17 protein-coding genes are annotated in these 17,127 nt (G+C 63.7%); 6 read left to right on the forward strand and 11 right to left on the reverse strand.

Annotated elements, in window-relative coordinates:
* Positions 1-26: 26 nt before the first annotated feature.
* From NKJ35_RS03010 to NKJ35_RS03035, 6 genes are read left to right on the forward strand one after another with little or no spacing between them, the layout of a single operon-like run.
* Complete coding sequence (locus NKJ35_RS03010) at positions 27-509, forward strand: (2Fe-2S)-binding protein (RefSeq protein WP_352644876.1); 483 nt, start codon at positions 27-29, stop codon at positions 507-509.
* Between the two features lie 13 nt (positions 510-522).
* Positions 523-1,890, forward strand: coding sequence for a xanthine dehydrogenase family protein molybdopterin-binding subunit (locus NKJ35_RS03015; RefSeq protein ID WP_352644878.1), 1,368 nt, complete (start codon positions 523-525; stop codon positions 1,888-1,890).
* Between the two features lies 1 nt (position 1,891).
* A complete protein-coding gene (locus NKJ35_RS03020) occupies positions 1,892-2,896 on the forward strand; it encodes a xanthine dehydrogenase family protein molybdopterin-binding subunit (protein WP_254820526.1) in 1,005 nt (334 codons plus the stop codon).
* Positions 2,897-2,905: 9 nt separating this feature from the next.
* Positions 2,906-3,802: an AAA family ATPase gene (locus NKJ35_RS03025; protein ID WP_352644881.1), complete on the forward strand. Its 897-nt coding sequence runs from the start codon at positions 2,906-2,908 to the stop codon at positions 3,800-3,802.
* A complete protein-coding gene (locus tag NKJ35_RS03030) occupies positions 3,799-4,932 on the forward strand; it encodes a vWA domain-containing protein (protein ID WP_352644882.1) in 1,134 nt (377 codons plus the stop codon). The genes NKJ35_RS03025 and NKJ35_RS03030 overlap by 4 nt, the downstream gene beginning before the upstream one ends.
* On the forward strand, positions 4,932-5,819 hold the full coding sequence (locus NKJ35_RS03035; protein ID WP_352645044.1) for an amidohydrolase family protein: 888 nt from the start codon (positions 4,932-4,934) through the stop codon (positions 5,817-5,819). Before NKJ35_RS03030 ends, NKJ35_RS03035 begins: the two co-directional genes overlap by 1 nt.
* 81 nt (positions 5,820-5,900) lie before the next feature.
* Here the strand turns inward: NKJ35_RS03035 and NKJ35_RS03040 are convergent, their stop codons facing one another.
* From NKJ35_RS03040 to NKJ35_RS03090, 11 genes are all read right to left on the reverse strand, one after another.
* Entirely contained in the window at positions 5,901-7,343 is a 1,443-nt protein-coding gene (locus NKJ35_RS03040; RefSeq protein WP_352644884.1) for a DHA2 family efflux MFS transporter permease subunit, read from the reverse strand.
* A 224-nt stretch (positions 7,344-7,567) separates the two neighbouring features.
* The gene (locus NKJ35_RS03045; RefSeq protein WP_352644886.1) at positions 7,568-8,368 is read right to left on the reverse strand and encodes a 3-methyl-2-oxobutanoate hydroxymethyltransferase; all 801 of its coding nucleotides are present in this window, start codon (positions 8,366-8,368) and stop codon (positions 7,568-7,570) included.
* A gap of 37 nt (positions 8,369-8,405) precedes the next feature.
* A complete protein-coding gene (locus NKJ35_RS03050; protein WP_287249971.1) occupies positions 8,406-8,720 on the reverse strand; it encodes a MocE family 2Fe-2S type ferredoxin in 315 nt (104 codons plus the stop codon).
* Positions 8,721-8,762: 42 nt separating this feature from the next.
* Positions 8,763-9,851, reverse strand: a complete 1,089-nt coding sequence (locus NKJ35_RS03055) for a fatty acid desaturase family protein (protein WP_352644888.1) — start codon at positions 9,849-9,851, stop codon at positions 8,763-8,765.
* 91 nt (positions 9,852-9,942) lie between these two features.
* A complete protein-coding gene (locus NKJ35_RS03060; RefSeq protein WP_352644890.1) occupies positions 9,943-11,124 on the reverse strand; it encodes an aldose 1-epimerase family protein in 1,182 nt (393 codons plus the stop codon).
* A 34-nt stretch (positions 11,125-11,158) separates the two neighbouring features.
* On the reverse strand, positions 11,159-11,941 hold the full coding sequence (locus tag NKJ35_RS03065) for an ATP-binding cassette domain-containing protein (RefSeq protein WP_254820537.1): 783 nt from the start codon (positions 11,939-11,941) through the stop codon (positions 11,159-11,161).
* Positions 11,938-12,942 carry an ABC transporter permease gene (locus tag NKJ35_RS03070; protein ID WP_352644892.1) on the reverse strand — a complete coding sequence of 335 codons (1,005 nt, stop codon included), beginning with the start codon at positions 12,940-12,942 and terminating at the stop codon, positions 11,938-11,940. Before NKJ35_RS03070 ends, NKJ35_RS03065 begins: the two co-directional genes overlap by 4 nt.
* 60 nt (positions 12,943-13,002) lie before the next feature.
* The gene (locus tag NKJ35_RS03075; RefSeq protein WP_352644894.1) at positions 13,003-13,944 is read right to left on the reverse strand and encodes a sugar ABC transporter substrate-binding protein; all 942 of its coding nucleotides are present in this window, start codon (positions 13,942-13,944) and stop codon (positions 13,003-13,005) included.
* A 37-nt stretch (positions 13,945-13,981) separates the two neighbouring features.
* Positions 13,982-14,896 carry a sugar phosphate isomerase/epimerase family protein gene (locus NKJ35_RS03080; RefSeq protein WP_352644896.1) on the reverse strand — a complete coding sequence of 305 codons (915 nt, stop codon included), beginning with the start codon at positions 14,894-14,896 and terminating at the stop codon, positions 13,982-13,984.
* A gap of 26 nt (positions 14,897-14,922) precedes the next feature.
* Positions 14,923-16,011, reverse strand: a complete 1,089-nt coding sequence (locus NKJ35_RS03085) for a Gfo/Idh/MocA family protein (RefSeq protein WP_352645046.1) — start codon at positions 16,009-16,011, stop codon at positions 14,923-14,925.
* Positions 16,012-16,061: 50 nt separating this feature from the next.
* Positions 16,062-17,123 carry an ABC transporter ATP-binding protein gene (locus NKJ35_RS03090; protein ID WP_352644897.1) on the reverse strand — a complete coding sequence of 354 codons (1,062 nt, stop codon included), beginning with the start codon at positions 17,121-17,123 and terminating at the stop codon, positions 16,062-16,064.
* Positions 17,124-17,127: the final 4 nt, after the last annotated feature.

Genomic DNA, 17,127 nt, shown 5'->3' on the forward strand with positions numbered 1-17,127 from the left:
TGGCTGCGGCGCAAGGAGTAAAAAAGATGGCAAAGGTCCCGGTTCAGTTCACGCTCAATGGTGCCGAAAAGGCCGAATTCATCGACAGCGGCACGACGCTGCTTCATGCGCTGCGCGACAAGATCGGCGACACCTCGCCGAAGGGCGGCTGCCATCAGGGCACCTGCGGTGCGTGCTCGGTCATCATCGATGGCGAACTCCGGCTCTCCTGCCTGACGCTGGCCGAGGCCTGCAATGGTGCGACTATCACCACAACGTCAGGGCTTTCGGAAGGCGGCGTGCTGCATCCGCTGCAACGCGCTTTCCTCGACGCTTTCGCCACGCAATGCGGTTTCTGCACACCGGGCATGATCATGGCCGCCAAGGTGCTGCTCGATCACACGCCGAACCCCAGCCGCGAGGACGTGGTCGAGGCGCTGTCGGGCAATATCTGCCGCTGTACCGGCTACGAGCCGATCATCCAGGCGGTGCTGACCGCCGCGCAGTCCAATTCGCAGAACGCGGCTTGAGGGGGTTAAGAAAATGGAACTCCGCAAGAGCTATTTCGCCGACCAGCGCAAGGACGATCTGCACGAGATCGGCCAGCCGCGGCCGCGTTCGGATTCACCCGGCCATGTCACCGGCAAGACCACCTATTTCGCCGACCGCAATTTTCCCGGCATGCTGCATTTGAAGATGGTGCGCAGCCCGCACCACCACGCCCGCATCCGCAGCATCGATACATCCGAAGCGGAAAAACATCCGGGCGTCGTCAAGGTGCTGACCGCCAAGGATGTGCCGCACAATGTCTACACCATCCTGATCCTGATCCAGATCGGGCCGGAGGACGAGACGGTGCTGGCCGACGGCAAGGTGCGCTGGAAGGGCGAGGCGGTGGTGGCGGTGCTGGCCGAGACCGAGCGTGCCGCCCAGGAAGCCGCCGCCAAGGTCAAGGTTGATTACGAGGTGCTGCCGGCCGTCTTCGACATGGACGAAGCGCTGAAGCCCGGCGCGCCGATCGTCAACGAATATCACGGCCGCAATTATTACCTCTACGACAGCGGCGAATGCCGCAAGGTGCGCTTCGGCGATGTCGAGGCAGGCTTTGCCGGAGCCGACCACGTGCTCGAACAGACCTACCAGTCTTCACCGATCGAGCATGCGCCGACCGAGACGACAGGCTGCATCGTCGCACCCGAGGGTAACGACCGCTTCACCTGCTACACCAACACGCAGGCGATGTTCTTCACCCTCGACAACACCTCGATCATCCTGCAGATGCCCGGCAACAAGCTGCATTTCGTCGGCGGCACCGTCGGCGGCGGCTTCGGCGGCAAGGTCGACGTCATCGTCGAGCCGATCGCCATCCTTGGCGCCAAAATAACAGGACGACCGGTCTGTTTTATCTACAGCCGCGAGGAAGAGATGCAGATTTCCTCGCCGCGCGCCGCCGAGAAGGTCGTCATCAAGGACGGCGTCATGAACGACGGCCGCATCGTCGCGCGCAAAGTGACCGGCTACACCGATGCCGGCGCCTATTCGCGCCATTCGCCCTACGGCGCGCAGAAGGGCGCAGGCCACTATCCCGGCCCGTATACGATCCCGAACGTCTGGATCGACACTTATTGCGTCTACACCAACCGCACCCCGTCCTCGGCGATGCGCGGTTTCGGCGTCACCATCGGCGATTTCGCGCTGGAGGTGCAGATGGACAAGCTCGCACGGCTGATCGGCATGGACCCGCTCGAATTCCGCTTCATCAACGCCTACCGCGACGGCGACATGAAGGCGCATCGCCAGCCGACCGAGGGAGCGGCGCTGATCGAGTGCATGCAGGAAGCCTCACGCGCCGCCAACTGGCCGGTGGCGGAGAAGTTCATGGCGATGTCGTCTTACGCGAAGGGAGCTTGAGATGGCGATCAGGCGCGGACGCGGCGTTGCCGCGATCAACTATCCGACCGGCATGAATCTCGGCGGCGACCCGACCCAGGCGCTGGTGCATTCGACGCCGACCGGCAATTTCATGGTGACGCTGTCGAGTGTCGACCTTGGCCAAGGCATGAAGCAGATCATGGCGCAGATCTGCGCCGAGACGATCGGCGTGCCGACCGACCGTGTCGTCGTAGACACCGCCGACACCGACACTGGTCCGCACTGCATGGGCACCTTCGCCTCGCGTGGCACGCACCGCGCCGGCAATGCGGTTATCCAGGCGGCCAGGGAAGCCCGCCAGGTGATGTTGGAAGTAGCGGCCGAGGAGCTGGAGGTGAATGCGTCGGACCTCGAGACTGATGGCCAGGGCAACATCCTGGTCAAGGGCGCGCCACAAAAATCGATCTCGATCTTCGATGTCGCGCTGTCGGCGCATTTCAAGCGCGGACGCTCGATTTCCGGCCGCGGCATGTTTTTGATCCCCCGCTCCTATCCCGAAAAGGAAACCGGCGCGATGAAGCCGTCGACCTGCTACGCCCACGCCTGCACGGTTGCCGAGGTCGAGGTCGATGACGAGACCGGCGAAGTCACCGTGCTGACGGTGAAGAACGTCTTTGAGATCGGCCGCGCGCTGAACCCGAAAATGGTCGAGCAGCAGCTCGTCGGCGGTTCGTGGATGGGCATCAGCCATGCTCTCTACGAAACGACCGAGCCCTATTATCCCAACCGCGACCATGGCGGCACCGACTTCAACCAATATCTGATGCCGGGTCCTGGCGATCTCGCGCAAACCGAGATCATCGTGCTGGAGAGGCCCTCGGCCGACGGGCCGTACGGCGCCAAGGGGCCGGGCGAAATGTGCGCCAACCCGCAAATCCCGGCGGTGGCCAACGCCGTCTTCGACGCCGTCGGTGTGCGCATCGACACGCTGCCGATCACGCCGGAGCGCATCCTGCGGGCGCTGAAGGCGCAAGCATCGAACTGAGTGCTGGAAATGCCCAAGAGAAGCGCCCGGACTTCAAGCGCAGAGACAGTCGCGACCTCGCCGGAGGCGGTGGCGTCCCGCCTCGCCGCCTCGCGCTATCTCGCCGATGAAAGCCTGGCCACCGCAATCTTCCTGGCGATCAGGCTGGGTAAGCCGCTGCTGCTAGAAGGCGCGCCCGGCGTCGGCAAGACCGAAGCGGCGAAGGCGATAGCCGAACTGCTCGGGCGCGATCTGGTGCGGCTGCAATGCTACGAAGGCATCGACGCCGCACATGCGCTATATGAGTGGAACTACCAGCGCCAGCTGCTCGCCATCCGCCATGCCGGCGAGCACGAGGTCGACATCTACGACGACCGTTTCCTGATCGCGCGGCCGCTGCTGCAGGTGCTGAAGGCGCCGGAAAAGCGCGTGCTGCTGGTCGACGAAATCGACCGTTCCGACCATGAATTCGAAGCGCTGCTGCTGGAGTTCCTGTCCGATTTCCAGATCAGCATTCCCGAGCGCGGCACTATTCGCACGACGGCGCAGCCGATCGTCATCCTGACTTCGAACCGCACCCGTGAACTGGCCGAAGCGCTGCGGCGGCGCTGCGTCTATCACTGGATCACCTATCCCGACGCCATTCGCGAGGCCGAGATCATCATGCTGCGCGCCGGCGACGTCGCCGAGGCCACGGCGCGGGCCGTGGCTTCCGCCGTGCGCGACATCCGGGCGCATCCGCTGGCCAAGCCGCCAGGCATCGCCGAGGCGGTCGAATGGGCCAATGCCGCCACCATCCTCGAAAAGGGCGGCAGCCCCTGGCCAGAAGCCTTCCGCCGCGCCATCGGCGTGCTGATCAAAGACGAGGAGGACTTTTCCTGCATCGCGCCCGAGCTCGGCAAGATTGTCGAGGAGGCGCTAGCGTGAGCGCGGCGGGCCTGCCTCAAGGGGCAGCACCCTTCCTCGGCTTCGGCCGGCTGCTGCGCCGCTACGGCTTCCCGGTGGCGCCCGAGCAGGTCTCCGGTTTCATGCAGGCGGTTACGTTGCTGGGCCCACGCTCGATGGCCGACATCCGCGAAGCGGCCCTCGCCACGCTGGCGCCGCCGCCCGACCGCCGCGACGAATTCGAGGCGCATTTCCGGAGCCATTTCTATGGGGATGCCGCGGCGCTGGTAGAAGGCGACGCCGACGAGGAAGCTCGCATCAAGGACGACGGCAAAACCAGCAAACAAGAAATCGAAGTGGTCCGCCAGGAGGAAGGCGGCGAACTGTCTTCGGCCAGCGAACAGTTGAGCGTCCGCGAGTTCCAGCGCGATAGCGACGGGCTTGCCGCCTTCCGCCGCAAGCTCGCCACCGCTTTGCCCGCCCGCCGGTCCTTCCGCACCGTGCGCACGCATGCGCGCGGCAAGCTCGACCTACGCCGCTCGCTGCGCGAAATCGTCAGTGCCGACGGCGATATCCCCTCGCCGCTGCTGCGCCGGCGGCAGACAGTGCCTCGCAAGCTTCTCATCCTGATCGACGTGTCGGGCTCGATGAAGCACTACACATCGGACTATCTCAAGCTGGCACACGCGGCGGTGCAAGGCGCCGACCGGGCGGAGGTATTCACTTTCGGCACACGGCTGACCCGCATCACCTCGGCGCTGCGTATTCGCGACCGCGACCAGGCGCTGGACCGCGCCGCTGCCCAGGTCGACGACTGGGACGGCGGCACCCGCATGGGTCCAACGCTGCTAGCCTTCCTCTCGGTGCCGCGCTTCTCCGCCTTTGCACGCGGGGCGGCAATCGTCATCCTGTCGGATGCGCTCGAGCGCGGCGATCATGCCGAGCTGGAAATGGCGATGCGCCGGCTGAGTGCCCGCGCCTTCCGACTCTCCCTGGCTACGCCGTTGGCCGGCGATCCGCGTTTCCAGCCGGCAACGGCAGCACTTCGCGCCATCCTGCCGATGCTCGACGACCTGGTCGACGGCTCGTCCATCGCGGGCCTCACCGATTTCATCCTGTCGCTCGCCCGCCCCGTCCCCGTGGCCGCGGCAATCTGGAAGAGGGTTTCGTGATGCAGAAGGCGATCGACGCGCATTTCCACGTCTGGCGCCAAAAGGACCAGCCGTGGCTGGTCGGGCCGATGGTGCCGCGCATCTTTGGCCCCTACGAGCCAATCCGCCGCGACTATCCGATCGAGGAATTCCTTGCCGACCAGCAAGGCTCGGGCGTCGAGAAGGCGGTCTATGTCCAGACCAACTGGGCCAAGGAGGATTTCGAGAACGAGGTCGCCTTCCTGCAGAAGACCGCGGAAGAAACCGGCTGGCCGCACGCCATTGTCGGCTATGCCGACATGACCGTGAACGACGTGCGTTCCCAGATCGACCGGCTGATCAAATACCCTCTGCTGCGCGGCGTGCGCATGCAGCTGCACTGGCACGAAACGCCGGCCTTCCGCTTCGCCGCCTCGGCCGATCAGGTCATCGACCCGAAGGTGCGGGCCAATGTCGCGCGCCTCAAGGATTACGGCCTGTCCTTCGACCTGCAGCTTTTCCCCGCCCAGATGAAGGATGGGCTGACGCTCGTCGGCGAGAACCCCGAGACCAATTTCATTCTCACCCACGCCGGCATGCTGACCGGCATGGAGCCCGAAACCACCGAGGCCTGGAAGGCAGGGCTGCGCACGCTGTCAGCGGCGCCCAACCTCTATGCAAAGCTGTCCGGCCTCGGCACCTTCGTCCATCGTAACGATCCGGCGCTGATCAGCTATGTCGTCGACAATGCCATCGACATCCTCGGCAGCGATCATCTGATGTTCGGCTCGAACTTCCCGATCGAGAAACTGTGGACCAGCCATGCCGAGCTGATCAGGGCGCACCGGCAGGCCGTGGCAAAACACGGCGCGACCGCCGAGGCGGATGTCTTTTGGAACACGGCGGAGAAGATATATCGGCCGGTGTAGCGCCGCCCTTTCCTTCTCCCCAAGGAGAGAAGGAAAAGCTCCCCGCCTCCGCCGACACAGGTCGGACAACTGCGGCCGATTTCAGCTCCGCAAAACATGACCCGAGACCTCGGCGCCGGCAGCGTTCGGCAACGCCAGGAAGCGACACGAGGCGGCGAGCCCGATTGCGCCGATCGCCAGGAAGGCAAGTCGGAAGTCGACGAGATCGAGCGCCGCAGCGCCCCTGGCGATCTGCGACAGGTTGAGCAGTGCCGCGGCGACCGCTACGCCGAACAGCATCGCCACCTGTTGCAGCATGCTGGATAACGTCGCCGCCGAGCTGCGCTGCAGTGGGGCCACATCGGCGAAGGCCAGTGTGTTGAGCGCGGTGAACTGCATCGAACGCGACAGTCCGGCGATCAGCATCAGCACCACCACCAACGCTTGCGGCGTCTGCGGCGAAAGCGCCGCGCAGGCCATGATCGACAAGGAGGCGATCACCCCGTTGACGATCAGCACCGAACGGAAGCCGAAGCGCCTCAGCGTCGGCGACGTCACCGCCTTCATGCCGAGATTGCCGAAGAAATAGGCCAGGATCATCATGCCCGCATCGATTGGGCTCAGTCCGAAGCCGACCTGGAACAAAAGCGGCAGCAGGAACGGCGTGGCGTTGATGGCGATCCGGAAAATCGTGCCGGCCGACAGCGTCGAGATGGCGAAGGTCTGCACCTTGAAAGCTGTGAGATCGAGCAGCGGATGGTTGGCGCGTCGCAGATGCCGCACCGCCAGCCAGCCGACCAAAATGCCCGTGCCGAGCAGTGCCACGGTCGGCAACACACCCTTTTGCGGATGCGCGATGCGCTCGAGGCCGTAGAGCATCGAGGCGAGCCCCACCGAGGTCAGCAGGAAGCCCGGCCAGTCGAGCGGCTTGGCTCCGGCTTCGCGGTCGCCGGGAATAAAGCGGGCGACCAGCGCCAAACCTGCAACCCCAAGCGGGATGTTGATGAAGAAATTCCAGTGCCAGGAGAGATAAGTGGTGATGAAGCCGCCAAGCACCGGCCCGACCACCGGCGCAAACAGCGCCGGCCAGGTGATCAGCGCCGTGGCGTTGAGAAGCTCGGATTTCGGTGCATTGCGCAGCACCAGGATGCGGCCGACCGGCGTCATCAGCGCGCTGCCCAGGCCCTGCACCGCGCGGGCGGCAACGAACTCGGCCAGGTTCTGCGAGATGCCGCAGGCGAGTGAGGCCAGCGTGAACAGGGCGATCGCCACGAGGAAGACGTTGCGCGCGCCAAAGCGGTCGGCGAGCCAGCCGGACAATGGCACGAATACCGCCATGGTCAGCATATAGACGGTGATGCCGATGCTTATCGCCACCGCCGGCACGCCGAAGGATTTTCCCATCTGCGGCAGCGAGGTCGAGATGATGGTCGAATTCAGAAGCTGCATGAAGAAGGCGACGGCGACGATCAGCGCCACCCGCTGGGCTTGCCGCGCCGCCGGCGCGGTTTCGGGCAAGGCTTTGTTTTCGGGAATGGCGGTCATGCACAGACTGTCCGAAGGGGATTTTCACCCGCTCCATCGGCAACCGCACAATTGTCCGGCAAACCGATGACGCACCGGTTTCAACAGCATCTGGCCGGTGCCGTCCAGACCTGGTCCAACAAACCTTCGTGTGGCATCGCAGCCGGCCATGCGATGACCTGGCCCTGCCGCCGAACCGGCCTTTCACGATCCGCGATGGCGCTTCGCGCCGCAGGCGGCGTGTCTCATGCGGCTTCGATCTTCTCCAGGAACAAGCTGAGCTGGTCCGGGTCCATGTGCACGACGTGCCTGTCTTCGGGATACGCCAGGCTGTTCACATCGGCGACATATTCGGAGAAGGCAGCGATGCGTTCGGCCTGCAGGCGATCGTATTCGGCGGCGAAATTGCGATAGACCTTGGAATGGCGCGGCATGTGGCCACGGTTCTGGCCGAGGATGTCGTCTGCGAACAGGTATTGCGCATCGCAGCCGGTGCCCGCCCCCATCGACAACATGATCAGCGACGTGCGTTCCGAAATCGCCTTGGCCACCTCGACCGGCACCACCTCGATCTCGGCGCCGATCGCGCCGGCGGCCTCCAGTTGCTTCACCGCCTCGAACACCTGCATGGCGGTATCGGCGGTCTTGCCGACGGCCTTGAAGCCGCCGGTCCAGGTGGCGCGTGACGGGATGAGACCGACATGGCCGATTACCGGAATGGCATCGTCGGCCATCCGCTTGATGGTGGCGTAGCCGGCGCTGCAATAGACCGCATCGGCGCTGGCCTTGTAGAGCCGGAACGCCCAGCGGACGAAATCATCTGCTGTGCCGATCTCGAAGAAATTCTCGCCCGGCATGGTGAACAGGCTGGGTGCCGCATCGCGGTATTGCGGATTGAGCACGAGCTCCGGCGGCACCGAGACGATATCGACGCCGGCGCGTTCGGCGGCCTCGGCCTCGTCCATCGTCAGCACGCGCAGCATCGTCAGCTGCCGCTTGCCCTTCAGGGCACGCAGGTCTGCGACGGTCGGTCTTTTCCGGCTCATGGATTTTGGTCCCCTTTGCTACGTGACAGAAGGCCGGTCAGGCGATCTGGATCATCACCTTGCCAGCTTCCACCTTGACGGGATAGGTCTGCAGATTGACACAGACGGGAGCCCCTTTGGCCTGGCCTGTTTTGTAATTGAAGCGGCCATTGTGCTTTGGGCATTCGATGATGTCGTCCATGACAAGCCCGTCGGCCAGATGCGCCTTCTCATGCGTACAAAATCCGTCGGTGGCGAAGAATTCATCGTCCGGCGAACGGTAGATTGCGAAGGTGCGGCCGCCATGGTCGAAGCGGATGACGTCTTCCTCGTCGACATCGTCCACGGCGCACGCTTCGACCCAATCGGCCATCTCTGCTTCTCCCGAAATTTCTGCGTTGCGCTGCTGCGGTGCCTATTCAGCCGCCGCCGACATGTTCACTTCGTGGAACTCGCCACGATAGGGCCTGGCCGTTGGCGGCAGTTCGCGCTTGAGGAAATAATCCTCGTATTTGAGCTGCCTGAGCAGGACCGGCCAGACCTCGCGATAGGCATGCCATATCGACGGGTTCGGCTCCGGCAGATCGTGCTTGATCAGTTCGTGCAGCCTGGGCAGCGCGTGGTAAGGCACCATCGGAAACATGTGATGCTCGACGTGATAATTCATGTTCCAGTAGATAAACCGGCTGATCGGGTTCATGTATACGGTCCTGGTGTTGAGCCGGTGATCGACGACGTTATCGGCCAGACCGATGTGTTGCAGCAGGCCGGTCATCACCATGTGCCAGGTGCCGTAGAGGCGCGGCACGCCGATAAGCACCACCGGCACCCACGACTGCATGGTGAGGGCGAGTGCTATCGTGGCAATGTAGATGGCAATATGCCAGCGCGCCGCGATGACGGCCTTGTGCTGTTCCATCTCGGGAACGTAGCTTTTCTCGTCGGGCGTCAGCTTGCCGAACGCCTGGCGTACCAGCGCCGGAAGCGAATAGCGGAAATCGAGGATACCGGTGAAGGCCAGCGCGGCACGCAAAAGGTCTGGCGGGCGCATCACGGCGATCTCGGCGTCGCGGCCGACGATGATGGTGTCGGTGTGGTGGCGGGCATGGCTCCAGCGCCAGGTCCCCGGGTTGCGCATCAGCATGAAGCTGGCGATCTGATAGACGACATCGCTCATCCAGCGCGTGCGGAAGGCCGTGCCGTGGCCGCATTCGTGCCAGCGCGAGTCGCTGGACGAGCCGTAGAGCACGCCGTAGACGAAGAAGAACGGCACGCACCACCAGGTGCCCCAGAAATAGACGGCGCCGGCGGCCGAGCCGAGGATGGCGACGATCCAGATGATCGTGTCGCGGATCGCCGGACCGTCTGAGCGCTGCATCAACTCCTTGATCGCCTTGCGGGGGACATCCGTGTGGTACCACTCCGCTGAGGCCAGTCCCGTCTCGATCGCCCTGCGCGTGCTCTCGCCGACCAGGCTGTAATCGCGCTTTACCGTGCCAGCCATTGTGACCTCCAATTCCAGCTCGACCGCGAGCCCTCCCCGCTCCGGCCGGAGCCAGCCTCCCAACTGGTGTCCCGTATCCTCTTCGCCATTATCACGACCTGCCTCCAAGAACAGGAAAACGGCCCGACGGCTGCGGATAATCCTGCTGCGGCTGTCTGGCAATCGCCGCGATCCGGCTTTCGGCGGCGGCGATCTCGCCGGCACCGTCGAGAACCCGGAACACCGCATCGTAGGTGCGGCTCTCGCCGTGCTCCAGCCAGATCATCTCGCCGCGTTCGCGCGCCGCCAGATTCCCAAGCACATGATGCGTCGACGGCTCGATGCCAAGCGCGTACCGTCCGGCCTGGAAATTCTGCCATTGATAGGCGCAGGGCAACTGGTCCTTGCGCGTGACCACCTCGAAACCGAGGCCGAGCCTGTCGTTGACCACCGCCACCGGGACTTGGCCGGTGCTGTCGGCGCCGAGTTCGTGCTGCCAGACCTGTTCCTTGAATCCCGGTTGCGGCGCCGGCACCGTGCGGTAGCCGACCTTCTGCGCTTCATAGCGCTCGCCGGCATGGCCTGCCCAGACGACGTCGCGGATCGGCGCCAGGTAGCGCGATCCCTCGTCGAGCACCGGATGACTGACATTGATGTGGTAGAAATACATATGAGGGGTCCGGTTGAAGCCGTGATTGACGACACGGTCCGAAAGCCGGATCTCGTTGCCGCCGACATCGGCCTCGATGCGCCGCAGCAGGTGCAGATCCTCGCCGAATACAGTCGATTGCTGGACGATGCCTTCGGCCCACAACACGCAGTGGTCGCCGTCCCAGGTCTCGCCGTAGCCGGTCAGCCGCGCCGGGATGGTGCTGACGCGGCCATGCAGCGAGTGGCGCACCGTCTTCTTGGGCGGATAGTTGTAGGTGTCGGCCGGTACCTCGTTCATGAACAATATATGGTCGAGGCCGCAGGTCAGCAGAAGGCCGGAAAACGACCGCGCCCAGGCCAGCCCCTCCTCGCCTTCGTATTCGTGCAGGCCGGGATGGCGAAAGCCGCTCGGCGAATGCCAGCCGATCGCCTGGCCCCTGAAGTCGCAATCGGCGATATCGAGCGCCCGGTCGACCAGCGCGGTGAAACGCAGGCCGGAGCCGGTGCGGAATTCGAGCATACGGATGCCGCGCTCCACCCCGTCGCCAAGCGTCATCAGCCGCACGCCGGCGAATTGCGACAGCATGCCCGAGCGTTCCGAGACCTGCCGGCGCGACAGCGTCTTGCCGTAAAGCTCTACCATGTGACGGCCAGTTCCTTCACTTTGCTCCCGTCCTTCACTTCGCTCTCGTCTCCTTGAGGAGGGCCGACATGTCGGCGCCGGTGATGATACTTTCCACGGTCAGCAGGTCGGTGTCTGCGACCGTCTGCTCGGCGACGATCTCGCCACGGCGCATAACGATGATGCGGTCAGCGACCTGGAAGACGTGATGGATGTTGTGGGTGATCAAAAGCACCGAGTGACCGGCATCGCGCACCTCCTTGACGAAGCGCAGTACGCCGTGTGTTTCCTCGACGCCGAGATTGTTGGTGGGCTCGTCGAGGATGATGACCTTGGCGGCGAACTGCATGGCGCGCGAGATGGCGATCGACTGACGCTCGCCGCCCGACAGCGTTGAGACCAGCGCATCGGCGTCGAGTTTCTTCGAGATGCCGACGCGCTTCAAAAGTGCCGAGGCGGCATCGCGCAATTGAGCGAGATCGAGCGGCGCGAACACGCCAAGCCATTTGAGGTTGACCGGCTCGCGGCCGAGGAAAAGATTGCGCGCGATGCTGAGATCGGGAGCCAGCGAGGTGTCCTGGTGGATGGTCTCGATGCCGAGATCCATCGCGTCGCGCGTCGAGCGGATGGAGACCTTCTGGCCGCGCACATAGATGTCGCCGCGATCGACGGGAAAGACCCCGGAGATCGCCTTGATCAATGTAGATTTGCCGGCGCCGTTGTCGCCGAGCAAGGCCACCACTTCGCCCTCGTTGAGCGTGAAGGACGCGCTCTTCAGGGCGCGGACGCTGCCGAAGGATTTTTGCAGGTTCTGCAGCCGAAGCACTTCCATGATCAGCTCCTGGCGGCGTTCTTCTGCAGCAAAGCGTGCAGGATGAGCATGGCAAGGATGATGACGCCGACGAAGATGTTGTAGGCGAGCCCTGGCACGCCGATCAGCACGATGCCGTTGCGGATGCTGCGCAGCATCAGCGCGCCGACGATGGTGCCGAAAATGGTGCCGCGCCCACCGGTCAGCGCGGTGCCGCCGACGACCACCATGGCGATCACTTCCAGCTCATAGCCGGTGCCGGCCACCGGCGATGCCGCCGAGATGCGGAAGGCGCTGATCATGCCGGCGAGACCGGCCAGCACCGAGGTCAGGATGAACAGCCAGATCTTGACCGCATCGGCCGGCACACCACGCGCCACGGCAGCGTTACGGTTCGAGCCGATAGCGCTGATCCAGTTGCCGAGCTTGGCGTAGCGCAGCACATAGACCGCCAGCAGCGACAGGCCGATGAACCACCACAGCGAGGTATAGAAACGGAACGTTCCGATACTAAAGCTGCCGGCCAGCAGCGTCACGAAGAAGCCTGGCTGGTCCCAGGACTTCAGCGGAAAGCCCTGGGTGATGTAGAGGGCAGCGCCTCGCACCACGAGCAGCATCGACAGCGTCACCAGGAAGGACGAAATGCCGATCTTGGTGACGATCAGCCCGTTGATCGCACCGATCGCTATGCAGAGCACCAGTCCGGCCAGCAGCGCCACGCCGATATCGACCCCGCCGTTCTGCACCAGCAGCATGACCACGACCGGCGCCAGCCCGAATACGGCGCCGACCGAAAGGTCGAACTCGCCAGCCGTCAAAAGCAGCGTCATGCCGAGCGCGATGATGCCGAGCTCGGGCAGAAACGCCATCATGTTGGAGATGTTGAGCGGCGACAGGAAGTTGGCGTCGGCGATCGCGAACACCGCAAGCAGGACAATCAGGATGACGAGCGAAGAGAACTGCGGCGAGCGCATCAGGCTCGACCTGCGTCTGGCACGCGGCATTTCCTCTTCTGCAGTAATTGTCATGACAGCTCGAACCATACGCTAGGTGACGCCCGCCGCCTGCGCGGCGAGCGTCAGTTCCAATCACTTATTGTAGAGTTTCAGGATCGGTTCGACGCTCGAGGCGTCGTAGAGGCTGAAGGTGTGGATGTCGTAGCCGATCGGTTCGCCAGCGGCGGCCAGCCCGAGCAGCGCCACCGGCATGAAGCCTTGCGCCGAGGGAAACTGCCAGGCAGCCGCGTTGATGAACCCAGACTTGACTGACTCGGCCGTTTCCTTCGAATTTCCCCAGCCGACGACCGGGATCTTGCCGGCCGGCACGCCGGCGCCGTCGAACACCCGCTTGACGCTGGCCGCAACGGAATCGCCGAGCGCGATGATTGCCGGCGGGTTGTTGGCGACCATGTAGTCGGTCATCTTGGCGATGATGCCGGCCGGATCGGTGCCGCAATCGACCACGTCATATTTGATGCCGAGCGGATCGAAGACGCTGGCAATGCCTTCGGTCTCGAGCTGCTGGTAGCTGGCGCCCGGCACTTCGACCGGCAGGAACACCTTGTCGCCTTGCTTCACCATCTTGTGGTCGACCAGATACTTCGCCCAGATGACACCGGCTTCCTTCAGGTCGGCGCCGACATAGGCTTGCCGGCCGGTCGCCGGATCGTCGGTGTTGAAGAACACGATAGGGATACCGGAGGCCTTCGCCGCCTTGACCTCTTCGGTCCACAGGCCGGGCTGCGCTGAGGTGGTGGCGATGCCGTCCGGCTTGGCTGCCAGTGCCGAGTTGAAGGCTTCCTTCTGCGCCGCCATGTCGCCGCCGCTGAACGAGATCTTGCAGGTCACCTTGAGCTGGTCGCACGCCTTGGTGGCACCGGCATTCCAGTCGATCCAGAAGGCGTCCGACGGGCCGCCATGCGACAACAGGTAGAACGTCTTCTGGGCATCCTGTGCCAGCGCCGGCGTAGCCAGCGCCACACTGGCAAGAACGGTCGCCGCAGCAGCGATTTTCAACGCGAATTTCAACATTTCTCTTCCTCCCTTGTTTCGTAGCCGAACCGCGCCATCACAGTCCGTTGGCGCGGAATTTCCCGTCGAGGAATTTCTTGGCGCGCGGCACGTCGTCTTCCGAAAGATGCTCGATGATGACCGGGGTGTTCGGGTGCTTTTCGGCCAGCCGCTTGAGATAAAGGTCGTAGTTCAGCGAACCGAGGCCGGGCGCCGGCAGCTCGATCTCGCCGACGCCGCGGAAAGTGTGGCTCTCCAGCGCGTCCTCGTCGCCAATGTCTGCGTGCTTCTCCGACTTGTCGCCGCCGGAACGCTTGACGTCCTTGGCGTGGGCGATATTGATCTTGTCGGTCAGCGTGTCGAACACCTGGTTCAGGATCTGATCCATCCGGTCGATGTTGTGGGTTTCGAAATAGTTGGTCGGGTCCATCAACAGGCCGAGGCCTGGGTGGTCGACCTGCGCGAACATCCTCACCGTCTCCTCGACCGAGCCGACGACATTGTTGACATAGGTTTCGAGCAGGAACACCGCGCCGTGGTCATAGGCGGTCTGGGCAAGGTCGGCGATGACCTTGCGGCATTCCTCGAACCCTTCCTCGGTCTTGTTCTTCGGGTGATGCACCCAGTCGGATTCGGTGTTGTAGGTACCCGTTTCCGAGATCACGTAAGGGGTGCCGAAATGGCGCGCGTTGCGGATGATCTCCTTCAAATAGCCGACGCGCCGCTCGCGCTCGCCCATATCCGGATGGATGATGTTGGTGTAGCCCGACACACAGCAGATCGGCAGATTGTGGTCGCGAAACGTATCGCGGACGGTCTTGGCTTTGTCCCTGGTGATCTGTCCGGCCGACAGGTCGATGTCCCTAAAATGCAGGTCGAGCTGCACGGTGTTGAAATCGAGCGCACGGATCTTCTGCGCGGTTTCCTTGAGGCCATACGGAAAATAACCCGTGAAAATACCTGCCTGCATCATGGTGTGAAGTCCTCCCTGTAAGTGATTCAGTCAGTTGATATTTCGGAAAGTTTGACCGTCCGGCCCTTGTCGATGGAGCGGTAGCCGGCTTCGACCAGCGCCATGGTCTTGACGTTGTCGGCGACGGACAGCGCCGGCGGCTCGCCAGTCTTGACCGCGTGCTGGAGCTGCTCCATGACGCCGATAAAAGCATGCGGGAACCACATCGTGTCCCAGCTGGGTGTCACCCATTCACCACCGGTGGTCTCGGTCGAGGCATAGGTCAGCGTCGAGGCAGCGCCAGTCGGCCAGCCGATGGTGCCCTTGGCGACGCCCTTGGTGCCGTCGACGCGCCAGTTGATGTGCTGGTCGTCCTTGTAGCCCTCCTGGCGCGGCCCGGACCAGACATCCTCCAGCGATACGGCAAGCACACCGGACGGGAACTTGATCGTCGACACTGTGATGCCGTCCGAATGGTCGAAGCGGGTGCGCGGGTCCTTGCGGGTCAGGGTGGTGATCTCTAGGGGATCGCCGAACAGGAAGCGTAGTACGTCGAGATGGTGGACGCTCATGTTGGCGAGCGTCAATCGGTCATAGTCCTCGAGGAAGCTCTGCCAGTGCGGGATCGCATGCATGTCGATCTGGGCAAAGACGATGTCGCCGAGCGCGCCGCTGTCGATGACCTGCTTCAAGACGCGCATCGACTGGTCGTAGCGCATGTTCTGGTTGACCGAGAGGATCTTGCCTGTCTTGGCCGCCTCGTCGCGCAGTTTGACGGCCTCTTCAAGGGACAGCGCCAATGGCTTCTGCGCCAGGATCGCCTTGATATGTGCCTGCTTCAGCGCATGGCGGATCAGCGCCGGCTGCTGGTCGGGCGGAAAGGCAAGGTCGATGATCTCGACGTTTTTGTCCTCGATGAGCTGTTCCGGCGTGTCGTGGACGGCCGGGATATCCCAACGTTTGGCGACCTTCTCGGCGCTGGCCTTGGTCCGCGAGGCAATCGCCACCACGGGGAAACCGGCTTCCTTGTAGGCGGCAAGGTGACATTCGGCCATGATCATGCCGGCGCCGACGCAGCCGATCCTGTATTCCCTGGTGCGGACTTTAACGTCCGGCTCGAAGCCGTTGCCCACCATTTCTTGGCTTGCCATATGTTCCTCCCGAAGCTCGTTTCTTGCAGCCGCCGTCACCTTGCCAGCGCTCCCCCGCTTTGCCCGAAATAATGCACCCTGCCCGGCTCGCAGGATATCGCCACCATCGCGTCCGGCCTGATGTCCGGCTGGCCGCGCAACAGCGCCCGCAGACGCGCCTGCCCGGCGGCGAGCGTCACCACGGTGTAGCCGCCGAGCGGCTCGACCTCGAACACTCGTGCCGGGCGGCCCGCGCCCCCCACCGACCAGGCCTTGACCTTGATGTCTTCCGGCCTGAGTCCGATTTCGACGGCATCGGCCGGCGCCGCCTTGTCCGCGATGCGGATCGTGCCTTCGGCCGCCTTCACGCCTTCAGCGCCGTGCACCGACTTCAGTATGTTTATCATCGGCGAGCCAAGCAGCCGCGCCACATAGGTGCTGGCCGGGCGGTCATAGATCTCGGCCGGCGCGCCGATCTGCCTGATCTTGCCGTTGTCCAGAATGGCCATTCGGTCGGCGACCGACATCGCTTCTTCCTGGTCGTGCGTGACATAGATCAGCGTCTTGCCGAGCTCGCGCTGGATGCGCTTCAGCTCGACGCGCGTCTCCTCGCGCAGCCGGGCGTCGAGCGCCGAGATTGGATCATCCATCAGATAGGCGGCGGGATCCCGTACCAGCGCGCGGGCAATCGCCACGCGCTGCCGCTCACCGCCGGAAAGCTGTGCTGGCGGCTTGTGCAGGATATGGCCGATATGCAGCTTGGCCGCGACGTCGGCGAGGCGCTTTTCGATCTCGGCTTCGGCGACCCGGCGTTCGACCAGCGGAAAGCGGATGTTGTCGCGCGCGCTCATATGCGGAAACAGCGCCAGGTTCTGGAAGACCATCGCGACGTTGCGTTCGGCCGGCGACACTGCGTTGACCGGCTTTCCGTCGATCAGGATCTCGCCGGCGTCCGGTGTCTCGAGCCCAAGCACCAGGCGCAGCACCGTCGACTTGCCCGATAGAGGCGGGCCGAAGAAGCAGAAGAACTCATTGTCGTTGACAGTGAACGACGCGTCATCGACGGCGAGCGTGTTGCCGTGGCGTTTGGTCACATTGCGGAAGACGATATCGGCCATGGTC

It is taken from the genome of Mesorhizobium sp. M0136 (genome assembly GCF_040322515.1).
Classification (GTDB): Bacteria; Pseudomonadota; Alphaproteobacteria; order Rhizobiales; family Rhizobiaceae; genus Mesorhizobium.